Below are 15108 nucleotides of genomic sequence, written 5' to 3'. Positions count from 1 at the left end.
CACGATTTACACAGGCTGCAAGGCAAAGTACTGCTGCAGCAGCGCCGGATATTCCTCGGCGTCGAACTGTCGTTGTTCAGTTTCACCGCGGCGAATCTGCTTGAGGCTGTTGCCGAACAGGATGGTGCGACCGTCGCTGTGGTGTTGTACCAGTAACGGCTTCTGCACGAAGACCGCATCGGGATGGGTGGAGTTGAGGTAGTTGGCCGGTGCGAAGTCGATCCACTCCTGCGCATAGAGGTCAAAGCCGTACTGATTGACCCACTGGCCATCGGTCCAGGCCTGCAACAGGTATTCGCGGTCATTGCTCATGCTCAGACGGAAGCGGTCGTAGTCCTGCACGATATCGTCATCCAGCTGATCCAGATCCAGCGGTGCGCGGATGCCATAGCTGCCAAAGCCCAGATCACACAGCCAGCGCTTGCCATCGATATGCACCACCAGCGCCATGTGGGTCTTGGGGCGACGCACCGGGTAGAACATCGGCCGGCAGGCAACCATGCGGAACTCGAAACCGAGAGTCTGCAGGGCCATGGCAAAAATACCGTTGACCTCGTAGCAATAGCCGCCACGACGCTGGTTGACGATCTTGTCGACGATATCCGCAGGCTGCAGGGAGACGATCTTGCCGGCCTGCACATCAAGATTTTCAAACGGAACGCTGAACAGCTGACAGCGCATCAGGCTCTGCAGGGTGGCCAGATCGGCTCCGGCAGTGCCACTGAAACCAATGCGTTGCAGGTAGGCAGTAAGGTCGAAATTGGCGGGCAGTTCAAGCGAGGCGGCGTGCATGACAAGCTCCCTGTGCACTGTGGGCGATGGCCCAACGAAAAAAGAAGCCGCATTCTAACAGCCCGCGGGATTTCACGCTGGCCTGCTGCGAAAAAGTCGTTCATCGTTGCTGCACTGGTGCACTACCAGACCACTGCTACACTGATCAGCATGAGCCCCGTGGCTTTCTGCAGATGAGCGTTGATCATGGCCAAACCTTTCGCTATTTCCCCCAGCTTCCGCCTGCTATCTCTCCCCCTGTTTGTAGTCGCTGCCTGTCTGTCCGCCAATCTGGCGCACGCCGCAGAGACGGTGGGGCAAGTGCTGCTCAGTGTCGGTCAGACCCAGGCCACCGATGCCAGTGGTGCGGTTCGCCCCCTGGCGCGGCGGGCTCCCGTGCAGGATGACGACGTACTGCAAACCGGCGCCGATGGCCGTCTGGATATTCGCATGCAGGATGACGGCAGGCTGGCCCTGCAGGCCAACTCCAGCCTGCGGCTGGTCGATTACCAGTGGCAACCGCAGCAGCGTGACGGGCAGGTGACACTGGAGCTGATCAAGGGCGGCATGCGCTCGCTCAGCGGCCAGATCGGCAGTGCCCATCCCGAGCACTATCAGCTCAACAGCCGGGTCGCCAGTATCGGTATCCGTGGCACGGATTTTCAGGTGTTTCTCTGTGATGCTCAGTGCGGGCAGCAATACGCCACTCAGCCGGGGCTGGCCGGTGGTGTCAGCAGTGGCAGCATTGTCATTACCAGCCCGACCGAGCAGCGGGTGGTACGGGCAGGGCAGTTTTTCTATGTCGATGGCCAGAACGGGGTCATCACCATCCTTGACCGGGCACCGGCGATGCTGCCGCAGGACAGCGGCTGGTATGCAGCAGCAGCGGCAGCCAAAGGCCCTTCTGACGGTGCCAGCCTGACTCCTCTGGGGGTCAGTGGTGCCGCCATCATCATGGGGATCGGCATCATGGCTATCGACGGTGGAGGCAGCACAGGCACCACCGGCACCAGCAGTGGGCGTTAACCATCATCACCCGGGCAGATCATGCATCACCGTAATGCATGGTCTGCTCTGACCCGGATTCCGCCGGGTTATCGCCCCCCTCCGGCATCGTTGATCTGATGCAACAGGCGGTTGCCAGATACTTGCTTTTAGCGGCTAAAAACCGTCATTTCCCCGAGTTTCACTGGCTTTCTCCCGTTAAACCACCATCATTCGTGAAAAAATCATGGCTCTGCAGACGCTTGCCTTGAATTGCCCGGCGTTGTGGCCCAAAACAGAGGTAATTGATTTTGGCAATGGGCGTCGTCGTTATATTTGCAATGGTAGCCATATCTGGCGTCGTTTTTGCTGGGATGTTTTTACTATCACTTGATCGAACTGACGTAGCGACAGCAGGTCCGCTACCCGATCAAAGCACTCCAGACCCTGTTCACGGTATCACTGGCGAAGTACACCCGGGCAGTTCCAGCGCCCTGAGGCCCGCCTTCAGCACAGCTGATCGTACTCAGGTTCTGGCATCCATCAATCACCCGACTCATACAGACAGCCTTGTCGGATAGGTCGCAGCATCAGGCGGAAAGGTCCGTCGCCATATCCCCCATGTGGGTTGTCTATTCGTTCGCGTACCAGACGCACTGGTCGTTTAGTCATCCAGACATTGGCCTGTCCGCGCCAAGGGGCAGACCAATGCGCTAAGGACGGGAGAGCGCAATGGCAGTTACAGCTGAAAGCCTAGACAAAGACCTCAAAAGCAGCCGCACCCGCAAGACCGCCTCACGGCAGGCGGAATACTGGCTGGCCAGCCAGCTGGCCAAGGCCGGGATTACCCTCAACGGCCCCCACCCCTGGGATCCGCAGATCCACAATCCGCAGTTCTATAACCGCGCCTTTGCCGAGGGTACTCTCGGTGTCGGCGAAGCCTTTATTGACGGCTGGTGGGATTGCGAACAGCTGGATGAAATGATCAGCAAAGTACTGGCGGCCGAGCTGCAGCGCCATATCACCGGTCGCTGGGTATTCGTCAAACACTGGCTGATGGCCCGGTTGTTCAATCTGCAGTCGGTGAAACGTGCCTTTCAAGTGGGCGAGCAGCATTACGACGCTGGCAATGATCTGTACCGGGCCATGCTCGATGACACCATGGCCTATTCCTGCGGTTACTGGAAAGACGCCACGACACTGCATCAGGCGCAGCTGGCCAAACTGGATCTGATCTGCCGCAAGGCCCAGCTGCAACAGGGCGAGTCCGTGGTGGAAATCGGCTGCGGCTGGGGCAGCTTTGCTGAGCTGGCGGCCCGCCATTACGGGGTGAGCGTCACCGGCATTACCATCTCCAAAGAGCAGAAAGCCCTCGCCGATGAGCGTTGCGCCGGTCTGCCGGTAGAGATTGCCCTGATGGACTATCGCAGCCTGCAGGGACAGTTCGACAAGGCGGTGTCGATTGGCATGTTCGAGCATGTCGGACAGAAAAACTACGATGTCTACATGAGCACGGCTCATCGTCTGCTCAAGGACGAAGGCATCTTCGTCCTGCACACCATCGGCAGCGATGTATCGCAGCTTGGCACCGATCCGTGGATTCACAAATACATCTTCCCCAACGGCGCCATTCCCTCGCTGACCCAGATCAGCGCAGCCTGCGAGCCTTATTTCGTCATTGAAGATGTGCATAACTTCGGCCCGGATTACGACCGCACCCTGATGGCCTGGTTTGAAAACTTCGATGCGGCCTGGCCACAGCTGCAGGACAACTACGACAGTCGCTTCTATCGCATGTGGACCTACTATCTGAAAATCTGTGCCGGGGCATTCCGCAGCCGTTCACTGCAGCTCTATCAGCTGGTGCTGCGTAAACGCCTGTCTCCCCTCAGTCGCTATCACTCTCCCCGCTGAGCAGGCGATTGGCTACTCCTACTCTCTCTGCGCAGGAGTAGCCGCGGGAGCCTGTTCTTCCCCCCTGGGGCCAGACGACGTCGCCGCTTCGCCACCGCTAAACAGCGAAGGCATATCGTGTAATAACTCCGCCACGGGCAAGCCCTGCCAGTCCACCGACCGTTGCAGCAACGGTGCCAGCTGCTGGCGCTGTGCCTGCGTCAGCGCCGAGGCGGCGGGCTGCTGACGGGGTACTGGCAGGTGACGCAGAGCATCCAGCGCCGGTGAGCTGACGCCCCATTGCCAGCCCTTGCTTGTCGGCTGGCTGCCTTCCTGTGGTAGCACAGTGGTAGTCGGGGTAATCTTGATGGTCATGGCAAACTCCCTGAAGTCTTTCCTTCAACGGAACTGACGTTGCTGCAGCCGGGTATTGAAAGGCGGGATAGGGCGCTGGGTTGGGTCCGTCACCGGCGCCTGCTGGGCGCGCTGGAAACGTTCGCGCAGTTCCCCGGCACTGCTGAGGAAAGCTTCCATCTGTCGCTCCAGCCCATCAGCATCAATCGCCATGTCCAGTGCATGACGCAGCAGCAGATGACCATTGGCAGGGTTCAGGGCCAGCGCACCGCCCTGTGTCAGCGCAGGGTTGAGATTGAGTGCCAGTGCCTCAGCCAGCAGTGTGGCATCACTGACATAGGTCAGCTCCAGCACCGGGGCATAGAAATACAGGCAGGTCTGACCTTCCGGAATCCACAGCAGGCACTCCACCCCTGAACTGCTGCGAAAGGTGGCCTGCCCGGCATCATCAAACAGGCTATCGCCCGGACTGGCGTAACCGCGCTGGACCAGAAACAGCTCCATGCTGATACGTGCCTGTAGGGTATTCAATCCATCACTCCTGCAAAGCCTTCCTGAGAACAGTCGATGAGTGGCCTGTGCAGTGCATCTGGTTCACCCCTGTCAAAACAGCACCGCCGTGTCACCCTGTTTACGCTCTCGTGAGCTGAAACCAGACCAGTCGAAACGCTGAAGAGGCGATGGTCATGGATCAGTCAGCGACAGAGGATCTGTTCAACCGCGTGCACCGACAGATCGTGCACAGGCTGTTACACCGATGGCGGGCACCCGCGGTCTGGCTTATAGTGGCCGGTGCCTTGCACCACTGCACCGTGGCCAAGGCGTTCTTCCTCGCATACCGGTATGGTCCGGCAAGAGAGCACTATCATGCGTACCCAGGATCTGGGCGAACTTCTTATGCTGGCAGCGCTATGGGGCGCTTCCTTTCTGTTTATGCGCATTGCTGTACCAGCCTTCGGGCCGATTGCCCTGGTGGCGGTGCGCCTCGGTATCGCCTCGGTGTTTCTGGTCGGTATCCTCATTTTTACCGGCAAACTGCGCAAACTGGGCGACCATCCCGGCAAGCTGGCCATCGTCGGCGTGCTGAATACAGCGTTGCCCTTTGTACTCCTGAGCTATGCCACCCTGTCGATGACGGCAGGCTTTACCTCCATTCTCAACGCCACCACGCCGCTCTGGGGCGCCCTGATTGCCTTTGTCTGGGTCAAGGAGCGACTGACGCTGGCGCAGGTGCTGGGCCTGCTGATCGGTTTTGTCGGCGTGATTACCCTGGTCTGGGGCAAGGTCAGTTTCAGTGGTAATGGCACCGGCCCGGCGATTGTGGCGGCCCTGCTGGCCACCTGCAGCTACGGTGTCGCGGCCAGCTACACGCGCAAGTATCTGTCGGGCATCGACCCGCTGGTGATCGCCACCGGCAGCCAGCTGGCAGGTTTTATCCTGCTGACCCCGCTGGCGGCTCTGTATCTGCCCCAGCACAGTATTGGTCTGTCGTCCTGGCTGTCAGTGCTGGTGCTGGGTATCGCCTGTACCGGCGTAGCGTACATCCTGTTTTTCCGGCTGGTGTCACGTATCGGCCCGAGCAAGACCATCACGGTGACCTTCCTGATTCCGGTGTTTGGCATGCTGTGGGGATATCTGTTCCTGCAGGAGGCAGTCAGTGCTCAGATGCTGGCAGGCGCCGCAGTCATTCTCGCCGGCACCCTGCTGTCTACCGGGCTGATCAAGCCCAGCTGGTGTAACAAACCCAGCTAAGAACGTGCCTACGATCTGCTGCGTGTCAGCCAGATAAAGCGATGGATGCAATAAGGCCGGGATGATCCCGGCCTTATTGTTTATTGCGCGAGTGGGCGAATCACCTTACTCGACGTTCACCGTAATTTTGTCGGAGATAACCGGCGGATTGAACGGAATATGCAGCTTGTCACCCATGATCAGCTGCAGGGTATGTTTGCCGGGGCTGAGGGTCAGCTCGGTTTCGGTCTGGCCACCACCGAAGTGCTTGATGTGATCGGTCGCGGGCAGGGGCATATCCATTGCCGGCAGGGTATCCACATCGATCAGCAGGTGGTGATGGCCGGTATTGGCCTTGTCCATGCCTGCAGGCGCCACCCCCATACCACTCAGGCCAAACTGCACCTTGAAGGTCTGGCTCACGGTATCGCCATCTTTGGGAGAGATGATATAGACCCTGGCCCCTTCAGGGGCGGGGGTTCGCGGCATGTCGGCGGCCAGCAGCGGCGCGCTGAGGGCAGCGGCCAGCAGGCTGCCAGCCAGCAGAGAGACGTTTTTCAGTGACAGGGCAACACGTTGCATAACAGGCTCCTTGTAGTGTGTGGACCCGCTATCGGTACAAGACCTACCCTGCCGTAATGGCTGATCGTACTGGGCAGCATCCTGTGCCGATAAGAGACAGCAGTACCTGGGGAACAGGGTTCCTTACTGTCAGCCGGGCGTCCTTTCAATGGTGGGGTACAGCAAACTTTGCGTAAAAAATCTGCGCAGACATCGCCCGCGCAGGCATAGCGTCAACTACAGCCAGCCTTTGCGTTTGAAGAAGAAATAGGTGCCAAAAGCACTGGCCAGCATCATGGCAATAGCCATCGGGTAGCCATACTCGGTATGCAGCTCCGGCATGGTATCGAAGTTCATCCCGTAAATACTGGCGATCAGCGTGGGCGGCAGGAAGATCACCGCCGCCACCGAGAAGATCTTGATGATCTTGTTCTGCTGCAGGCTGGTGAAGCTCATGGCCGCATCCATCAGGAAGTTGATCTTGTCGAACAGGAACTGGGTGTGCGGCAGCAGGGATTCGATATCCGCCAGCATCTCCTTGATTTCCTTCTTCGCTGGCTTGTCCAGATCGTCGTTGTTGTAACGCTGCAGAAAGCGCAGCGAGCGCTGGGTATCCAGCAGGCTCAGACGGATCTTGCCATTGGCGTCTTCCTGAATGGTGATCAGACGCAGCATTTCGTCCAGCTCGTCATCTTCGAACACCTGCTGCGAGGCCTTCTCCAGCACGGTGTAGACGTCTTCCAGCAGATCCGACAGGTAATCGACCTTGAGGTTGAACAGATGCACCAGCACCTCCAGCGGATCACGCACGCTGATGCGGTGCTGGCGGACATAGTTGCGGAACAGGCGGATCAGGCCGATGTCTTCCTCACGCACGGTGAACAGCATACGTTCGCGCAGGTTGAATGAGACGTTGACGCCCCGCAGCTCCTTGCCCACCTTATGGGGGAACAGCGAGTGGATGTGCAGGCCGTCCTTGTCGATGTAGAAACGTGAGGAGGCTTCGATCTCGTTGATGTCTTCCTGGTCCGGCATCTCTTCCTGATAGAAACCGGAAAGCCAGCTGCGCTCTGCCTCATCGGGCTCAAAACAGTCTACCCATAACACCTGCTCGGGCAGCTGATCTTCAGTCGTTAATTCTTGCATGTGCAGGGAAGCGCCCTGCAGATAATAGGCAGTGATCATAAAACGTGATCTCCTGTCGGACAGCGAAATACAAGAAGCACCAGAGCAGCTGGTGAGACATCAGGACCTGTCTGGTCACCGCAGTGCAGTGAGCCCAGACCGGCAGCGACACTCCGCCCGAGCCCAGCGGCGAAGAGTCTAGCGACAGATTAAGACAGTTACTGGCGCGCCATTCTAAGCGGCCTGCGGGGGATGGCAAAGCCTTTCTTGGCAGCGTGTTCCTGCGGTTTCTCCTGATTGGGGTACGATCACCTTGTGAACAACCACGGCAGGCCGCATTTGGCATCAGGTGGCTACTAGTTAGCAGTATCTGTTGCGGTTTTTTTCACCGTAAAGCCACTATAGTTCCTACAATAGTCAGACAGTTGTCGCGCCCACCGCATCGAGCCGAAGGAATCTGCATGACCGATGTGTCTCTGATCGCCAAACCGCCTTCCAGCCTCAAACGCATACTGCTGGTCACGCTGGCCATCTTTGTGCCGCTGTTCGCGGCGCTCTATGTGTCGCTGGACATCTATGACCAGCAGCAGCGGCTGGCCTATATCAGCAGGGAAGATCTGGCCCTGCAAAACCGTGTGACCGCCCTCAATACCGAGCTGGACCGCAGTTTGTCGCTGCTGCGCAACCTGCCACAGGTGCTGGCGCAGAGCCGTGACGTGACCGAGACGCTGGCGCAGAGCGACAGCCAGGCCATGCGCAACCGCCTGAACCGCTTTCTGGCACGCGCCACCGAAGACCTCAAGGTGGACATCATGTGGGCCATGGACCGCACTGGTAATACTGTGGCGGCCAGTAACTACGATCAGGCTGCCTCACTGATCGGCGGCAACTACGCCTATCGCGACTACTTCAAGACCGCCCTTGCCGGTGGCAAGGGCCATCAGTTTGCCATTGGCGCGACGACGCTGGTGCCGGGCTTCTATTTCTCCGCCCCGGTGACCTATCAGGATGAGGTGATCGGCGTGGTGGCAATGAAGATCAATGTCAGCAATCTGCTGAACTGGGTCATGCAGCCCAACGTCATGGTCAGTGACAGCGTCGGGCTGGTGATCATGGCCTCTAACCCGGACTATGTGCTGCGTGCCATGCCCGACTCGCCGTTGCAGGCCATGAGTGATGATCAGCAACTGCAGCGCTATCAGCAGCACCAGTTCGAAAAACTGCGCCTCGACATCAGTGACATCTACGGTGGCTACACCCTGTGGCGCCTCGGCAATCACACCTCGCCCGCACTGATCAAGCGGCAGGCCAGTCATGAAAACGACTTTGAAGGTATTGCCTACAGCTATCTGGATCAGCTGGATGAACTGGATCATCGCCACACCGCCCACCTGCTGATTGCGCTGGTGGCCAGCGGGCTGTTGTCGCTGGCGATTGCCAGTACGCTGGTCTACCTGCTCCGCAGCCACGATGGCGAACGTCAGCTACGCGCCAGCAACGCCAAACTGGAGATGCTCAATAATCAGCTGGAAGCACTGGCAGGTGAGGACCCACTGACTGGCATCTTCAACCGGCGCAAGCTTGATCTGATGCTGGAAGAGGAATGGACCCGCTCACGCCGTTATCGTCGGCCGCTGAGCGTGGCAGTACTCGACCTCGACTACTTCAAGAAGATCAACGATACCCTTGGCCATGGTGCCGGTGACGCAGTACTGATTCATGTGGCCAGGCTACTGAGCAGTAACAAACGCAGTACCGACGTTCTGGCCCGCCTGGGCGGGGAAGAGTTCGTGATGGTACTGCCGGAAACCCATGCGCAGGATGCACAGATACTGATGGAAAGACTGCGGCAGATGATTGCGGCTGAGCCCACACCGTGGAAACAGGAAAGTATCTCCGTCACCATCAGTATCGGCATCACCAGTCTGGGTCGGGAAGACAAGATCAGTGACCTGCTGCGTCGTGCCGATGAAGCGCTGTATGAAGCCAAGGGAGCAGGGCGCAATCAGGTCTATGTGCACTGCCCGCAACACGTCAGTCAGTCTGGCTGAGTGGCGCGTAGGCAGTAGGCAGTAGGCAGTACCGCCATCCCTTCGGTAACAGCCAGAACTATCCACAACCCGTCAGCGGGAGGTGGCCTGATCCAGCACCACAAAGGGGTCTGGTACTGGTCGTCCCAGCAGGTAACCCTGGCCCATATCACAGCCATAGTTGAGCAGAATTTCAAACTGCTCCTCGGTTTCAATCCCTTCGGCGACGACATCCAGATCCAGCTTGTGAGCCATGGCAATGATTGCTGCAGTGATCTGCCGGTCATCGTGATCCAGGGTCAGATCCTGCACAAAGCTGCGGTCAACCTTCAGGGTATCGACCGGCAGCTTCTTCAGCTGTGCCAGCGATGAGTAGCCGGTGCCAAAATCATCAATAGCCACCTTCAGACCAAGCTTGCGGCACTGCTCCAGCAGCAGTACGGCCTGATCCATATCTTCCATGATCAGCGACTCGGTGATCTCCAGCTCCAGCAATGCGGCAGGTGCTCCGGTCTCCTGCAGGATGCGCTCGAACTGTACCACCAGATCGCGCTCCTTGAGCTGGTTGGCACTGACGTTGACGGTCAGAGGCACCGCGGGCAGACCTGCCTGAATACGCTCCACCACCTTGTCACAGGCGGCGCGGAATACCCAGTAGCCCAGCGGAATAATCAGCCCGGTAGACTCAGCAATATCAATGAAGTGGCCGGGGAACAGCAGACCGCGTTCAGGATGCTGCCAGCGAATCAGTACTTCACACTTCTTCAGTGCCCGGCTCTGCAGACAGAAGATCGGCTGCAGATGCAGCACAAACTGCCTGTCACTGAGGGCCAGACGCAGTTCCTCTTCAACCTGCATCATGTTGTTGATGTCGTGCTGCAGCACCGGATCAAAAAAGCCGTAGCAGTTCTTGCCCTGCTTCTTGGCTTCATACAGAGCCAGATCGGCATTGCGCAGAATATCGACCAGATTGTCACCGTCATCAGGTAGCAGCGTGATCCCTATACTGGCTGAGACACTGATCTGCCGGTTGCGCAGGCTGATGGGCTGGCTGATCTGCAGTAGCAGCGCATCGGCCAGCTGACTGATCTCCGCGGTATCACTGGCATCGTGCAGCAGCACCGCAAACTCATCACCGCCCAGACGGGCTACAACGCCACGGCTGCCGACCAGCGCCGTCACCCGTTCGGAGACCGTTTTCAACAGCTGATCACCCATCTGGTGATCAAGGGAATCGTTGATGCGTTTGAAGTCATCCAGATCCATATAGAGCAGGGCGCCACGGCTGTTGCTCAGCTGGTGGGTGCCGATAGCCAGCTGCAGGGTGTCCTGCAACATACGCCGGTTCGCCAGACCCGTCAGGAAATCGAAATAGGCGTGCTGTTTGAGCTCTGCCGTGCGCTCCTGCACCAGTTGGCGCAAGCGCTCCGGCTCGCGGCTGAAGCGGTGGATGACCCAGGCAGCAATCAGCGCCAGCAGCAGAATCAGGACATAAGCCAGTACCGTCAGGGCACCCACAGGCAGCGGATGGCTGAGTCTGAGCATCCAGTTCACCCCGGGAATATCCATATCGAACTCCATGTAGCTGTCCTGGTTGAGCGGGATAGCCGACTGGGCGATAGGATGGGTATTGCCGTGCATATCCACGTAGCACAGGCGATAGCGATACCCCTGCGCTGCCATGGCTTCCAGCGCGGTCGCATTGACGATTTCACTCAGGGTAACCACGGCCGAGGCCAGCCCCCAGAAGTGCGTAATGCCATTATCGTCTTTAATAAACACCGGATTGCGGGCAATCATCGCCACACCGCCCTGTACCAGAGGCAGCGGACCGATCATCTTGGCCGATTCGGACTGAATCACATTCTGGCTGGGGCTGTAGCCGAAAATCTTGTTTTCCAGCTGAGCAATACTGAGGCCAATGGCCGGTTCGTTGCCCTTAAGGGGATAGATAAAACGAATAACCCCATCGGGTGCCAGCTGCAGGCTGCTGATTTCATCCATGTAGCTGAAGATACCTGCCGCCAGTTCATCGAACTTTTCGACGTCGCCATGGTGGCGGATGACATCCTGACCAAGGATATAGGAAGCGGAAAGGGCGCGGCGCATGCGCTTTTCCAGAATACTGACCTGCGCGGAGCCCAGCTGCTGCATAGCCAGATTCTGTTCCTGAACACGCACTTGCTGGTTGAGATTGATCCAATAGCTTCCCGCCAGGGCGACGATGATAAACGCCCAGAGGGGAACCAACTTGCGAAAACGTGGGATCAAACCAGCCAATGCACTCTCTCTTCGGCTGCATGTCCGGCTTTCATGCAACCGGCTGCGCTCTTTCAAGGGAATGGTTCATCTGTCGGTGTTAAAGGATGACCGACAAACAACTCGCACGCAGTCTGCCTCAGGTGGCGCCTCTGGATCAAGGAACAAACCCTGATCTGTTGCGGCGCATCAGCATGACTGACGTCTATAACTAGAATAAAGCACAAAGCGGCAGGGGAAAGGGCAAGTCTGCCTCCAAAGGTGACAGACATTCACACGGAGATACACACCCCTATCAGCGGTAAGGTCGGCAGCAAAAAACCACCGCCATAGCACCAGGAGTGCGCCCAAATAAATATAAAAGACCTCACAGAGTGCTGCACACCCGGTGAGGCTATGGAAGCTCGTGACAGGCGCTCAGCGCTGGAACGGATAGACCGCACCCAGAGCAAGAATGCCGGTCAGTTCATCCAGTGCCGTGCGGGACTCCAGCAACAGCTGCGGGTCAGCCAGATCGGCTTCCACCAGACGGTCACGGTAGTGACGATCTACCCAGCCGTTGAGGCGGCTGAACAGGCCATCGTTCATCCATACCGCAGGATTTACTGCTGCCTGCTCCGCCTCGTTCAGTACCACTCGCAGGCGCAGGCAGGCTGGGCCGCCACCATTGCTCATGGACTGGGTCAGATTGAAGACCTTCACTTCCCTGATCGGCGTTCCCAGCGTCACCAGCTTGTTCAGATATGCCCAGACACTGGCAGTTTTACGGCACTCTTCCGGCACCACGATGGCCATGCCGCCGTCGGGCAGGGCGATCAGCTGAGAGTTGAACAGGTAGGACTTCACCGCGTCCAGCACCGGCACCTCGGCAGTGGGTACTTCGACGAAGTGGAACTCACCTTCACCCATGGCAGCGCGCAGCTGAGCGTTGACCTCAGCGGTATTGAGGAAGGCTTCCTGATGGTAGAAGGAGACGTTGAGGTTACCCACGGCGATGACATCGTTATGGAACACACCGGCATCAATCACTGCCGGGTTTTGCTGGGCATACACCACCTTCGCCGGGTTCAGACCGTGCAGACGGGCCACCGCTTGCGAAGCTTCAAAGGTATGACGGGCAGGGAAACGCTGCGGCGCGGGCTGACGGCTGTCAAAGGCGTACTTGCCAAACACAAAGAACTCCACGCCTGCATCACCGTACTGCTGGGCAAAGCGGGTATGGTTAGCCGCCCCTTCATCACCGAAGTGGTCAACGCTGGGCAATGCCGGATGATGGGCGAAATGGCGCTCATCAGTGAACATGGCCTGCAGGATTCGCCCCGTGACCGGATGCTCGGTAGAGCGATGAAACTTGTTGACCAGATTGGCAGGGGTGAAATGCACCCGGCCATCGGCCGTATCTGCACTGGGTGACACCGTGGCTGCATTGGCCGTCCACATGCTCGAAGCCGAACTCACCGCTGCCAGCACCTTGGGCGCTTGTCTGGCAGCCTGAGCCAGCACCTCGGCATCCGAGCCGGAGAAGCCAAGCTTGCGCAGGGTATGCACATCAGGACGCTCCTGCGGTGCCAGTACCCCCTGATACAGGCCCAGATCCGCCAGCGCTTTCATCTTCTGCAGACCCTGTTTGGCCGCTTCCTTCGGGTTGGAAGGCGCCGCTTCGTTGCCCATGGAGGCTACGTTACCGAACGACAAACCGGCGTAGTTATGGGTCGGGCCGACCAGGCCGTCAAAGTTGGCTTCAAAGGCGCGCATAGCAAAGACTCCGCATCAAACTCGTGTCACGCCGGGCAGCTGTGCCCGGCGAATTCATTCCGTTTTAACTGTTGTTCTGCCTCAGAACCGGTTCACTCTCGCCAGCCACAGCCAAAGAGGTCTTTTCAAGGCCGGTGCGCAGCGGAGGATGAACAGGTTTTTACAGCTTCAGACCGGGGCTGTACTGAGCAGGCAGACTCAGGCTGTCGACCTCGATAGAGGCGACCGGGTAGGCACAGTAGTCCGCCGCGTAGTAAGCGCTGGCGCGATGATTACCGGAGGCGCCAATGCCGCCGAAGGGCTGGTTGGAAGCGGCACCGGTGGTCTGCCGGTTCCAGTTGACAATGCCGGCGCGCGAACGCAGCAGGAAGTATTCATATTCGTCATAGCTGTCGCAGAGAATGCCGGCTGACAAGCCGTAACGGGTGTTGTTGGCTTCACGGATGGCGTGATCCAGATCCTGCACCCGGATCACTTTCAGCAGCGGGCCGAAATGCTCTTCGTCCGGCAGCTCAATGCCGGTGCAGTCGATCAGGCCCGGTGTCAGATAACCGGTACCGGGCTCCAGCTTACGCACTTCGGCCAGTACGCGGGCACCACGGCTGACCAGTTCTGCCTGCGCGCGGACAATGCTGTCGGCGGCCGCTTCACTGATCAGGCTGCCCATGAACGGTTGCTCATCGGCATCCCAGGCACCGATCTCGATCTTGCCGATGGCGGCCAGCAGCTTGCTGATGAAGCGATCACCGCGCTCACCTTCCGGCACCAGCAGGCGACGGGCACAGGTGCAGCGCTGACCGCTGGTGATGTAGGCCGACAGAATGGTCTCGTGCACGGCTTCGTCGAGCTTGTCGGTTTCACCCAGAATCAGTGGATTGTTGCCGCCCATTTCCAGCGCCAGAATCTTGCCGGGCTCACCGGCGAACTGACGGTGCAGCAGGTGACCAGTGGGGGAGGAGCCGGTAAAGAACAGACCATCCAGCTCAGGATGGTTGGACAGGGCAATGCCGGTGTCCTTTTCGCCCTGCACCAGGTTCAGCACCCCGGCAGGCAAACCCGCCTGCTGCCAGAGTTTCAACATTTCTTCCGCCACCCAGGGCGTTTGCTCGCTGGGCTTGAAGACCACGGTATTACCCGCCAGCAGGGCCGGGACGATATGGCCATTGGGCAGGTGACCGGGGAAGTTGTAGGGGCCAAACACCGCTACCACGCCATGGGGACGATGACGCAGCACCGCCCGGCCACCGGGGGCCGCCGATTCCTTGGTGCCGGTACGTTCCAGACAGGCGTTGATGGAGATGCCGATCTTGCCGATCATCGCCTGCACTTCCGTGCGGGTTTCCCACAGCGGCTTGCCGGTCTCCTGTGCAATGACCTGCGCCATACGCTCCTTGTGCTGCGACAGCAGTTCACCATAGGCATTGGCAATGGCAACACGGGCTTCAAAACTGAGCAGTGCCCAGCTGGGGAAGGCGGCACGGGCAGCCAGTACGGCGGCGTTGACCTGATCAGGTGTGGCGGTGGCAATCTGCCACAGGCTGTCGCCATTGCCGGGGTTGCGCGATACCAGCGCATGACCCTGGCCTTCAACCCACTGACCGTTGATAAAGTGCTTACCCTTCATACCATGCTCCCAATCAAGTGC

The 15108-nt window shown here is 58.7% G+C and carries 13 protein-coding genes; 4 read left to right on the top strand and 9 right to left on the bottom strand.

What is annotated here, in order from left to right; all coding sequences use genetic code 11:
- Window positions 1-6: 6 nt before the first annotated feature.
- The gene (locus tag WH50_RS19175; protein ID WP_110188908.1) at window positions 7-792 is read right to left on the bottom strand and encodes an arylamine N-acetyltransferase family protein; all 786 of its coding nucleotides are present in this window, start codon (window positions 790-792) and stop codon (window positions 7-9) included.
- 186 nt (window positions 793-978) lie between these two features.
- Here WH50_RS19175 and WH50_RS19170 point away from each other — a divergent pair, with 186 nt between their 5' ends.
- Entirely contained in the window at window positions 979-1797 is an 819-nt protein-coding gene (locus tag WH50_RS19170; RefSeq protein ID WP_110188907.1) for a FecR family protein, read from the top strand.
- Between the two features lie 160 nt (window positions 1798-1957).
- Here WH50_RS19170 and WH50_RS26410 read toward each other — a convergent pair whose 3' ends face one another.
- On the bottom strand, window positions 1958-2107 hold the full coding sequence (locus WH50_RS26410) for a hypothetical protein (protein WP_165838485.1): 150 nt from the start codon (window positions 2105-2107) through the stop codon (window positions 1958-1960).
- Window positions 2108-2487: 380 nt separating this feature from the next.
- On the opposite strand from WH50_RS26410, the gene cfa reads away from it, so the two are divergent.
- On the top strand, window positions 2488-3669 hold the full coding sequence (cfa, locus tag WH50_RS19165; RefSeq protein WP_110188906.1) for a cyclopropane fatty acyl phospholipid synthase: 1182 nt from the start codon (window positions 2488-2490) through the stop codon (window positions 3667-3669).
- A gap of 18 nt (window positions 3670-3687) precedes the next feature.
- Here the strand turns inward: cfa and WH50_RS19160 are convergent, their stop codons facing one another.
- Both WH50_RS19160 and WH50_RS19155 read right to left on the bottom strand, forming a co-directional pair.
- On the bottom strand, window positions 3688-4023 hold the full coding sequence (locus WH50_RS19160; RefSeq protein WP_110188905.1) for a hypothetical protein: 336 nt from the start codon (window positions 4021-4023) through the stop codon (window positions 3688-3690).
- Window positions 4024-4047: 24 nt separating this feature from the next.
- Window positions 4048-4533: a CesT family type III secretion system chaperone gene (locus WH50_RS19155; protein ID WP_110188904.1), complete on the bottom strand. Its 486-nt coding sequence runs from the start codon at window positions 4531-4533 to the stop codon at window positions 4048-4050.
- A 336-nt stretch (window positions 4534-4869) separates the two neighbouring features.
- Here WH50_RS19155 and WH50_RS19150 point away from each other — a divergent pair, with 336 nt between their 5' ends.
- Complete coding sequence (locus tag WH50_RS19150) at window positions 4870-5754, top strand: DMT family transporter (protein WP_110188903.1); 885 nt, start codon at window positions 4870-4872, stop codon at window positions 5752-5754.
- Window positions 5755-5859: 105 nt separating this feature from the next.
- On the opposite strand, the gene WH50_RS19145 is transcribed toward WH50_RS19150, so the two are convergent.
- Entirely contained in the window at window positions 5860-6315 is a 456-nt protein-coding gene (locus WH50_RS19145; RefSeq protein ID WP_104152903.1) for a DUF4399 domain-containing protein, read from the bottom strand.
- A 216-nt stretch (window positions 6316-6531) separates the two neighbouring features.
- Window positions 6532-7479 carry a magnesium/cobalt transporter CorA gene (corA, locus tag WH50_RS19140; RefSeq protein ID WP_104152904.1) on the bottom strand — a complete coding sequence of 316 codons (948 nt, stop codon included), beginning with the start codon at window positions 7477-7479 and terminating at the stop codon, window positions 6532-6534.
- A 401-nt stretch (window positions 7480-7880) separates the two neighbouring features.
- On the opposite strand from corA, the gene WH50_RS19135 reads away from it, so the two are divergent.
- Window positions 7881-9470 (top strand): sensor domain-containing diguanylate cyclase, encoded by a 1590-nt coding sequence (locus WH50_RS19135; protein WP_110188902.1) that lies wholly within the window; start codon window positions 7881-7883, stop codon window positions 9468-9470.
- Between the two features lie 72 nt (window positions 9471-9542).
- On the opposite strand, the gene WH50_RS19130 is transcribed toward WH50_RS19135, so the two are convergent.
- The 3 genes from WH50_RS19130 to astD form a co-directional block, all read right to left on the bottom strand.
- The gene (locus WH50_RS19130) at window positions 9543-11729 is read right to left on the bottom strand and encodes a bifunctional diguanylate cyclase/phosphodiesterase (RefSeq protein WP_133251373.1); all 2187 of its coding nucleotides are present in this window, start codon (window positions 11727-11729) and stop codon (window positions 9543-9545) included.
- Between the two features lie 396 nt (window positions 11730-12125).
- Window positions 12126-13463 (bottom strand): N-succinylarginine dihydrolase, encoded by a 1338-nt coding sequence (astB, locus tag WH50_RS19125; RefSeq protein ID WP_110188900.1) that lies wholly within the window; start codon window positions 13461-13463, stop codon window positions 12126-12128.
- A 160-nt stretch (window positions 13464-13623) separates the two neighbouring features.
- Window positions 13624-15087, bottom strand: coding sequence for a succinylglutamate-semialdehyde dehydrogenase (astD, locus tag WH50_RS19120; protein ID WP_110188899.1), 1464 nt, complete (start codon window positions 15085-15087; stop codon window positions 13624-13626).
- Window positions 15088-15108: the final 21 nt, after the last annotated feature.

The sequence above is a fragment of the Pokkaliibacter plantistimulans genome, from assembly GCF_003194385.1.
Lineage (GTDB): Bacteria > Pseudomonadota > Gammaproteobacteria > Pseudomonadales > Balneatricaceae > Pokkaliibacter > Pokkaliibacter plantistimulans.
This window is presented reverse-complemented; position numbering and strand designations above follow the sequence as displayed.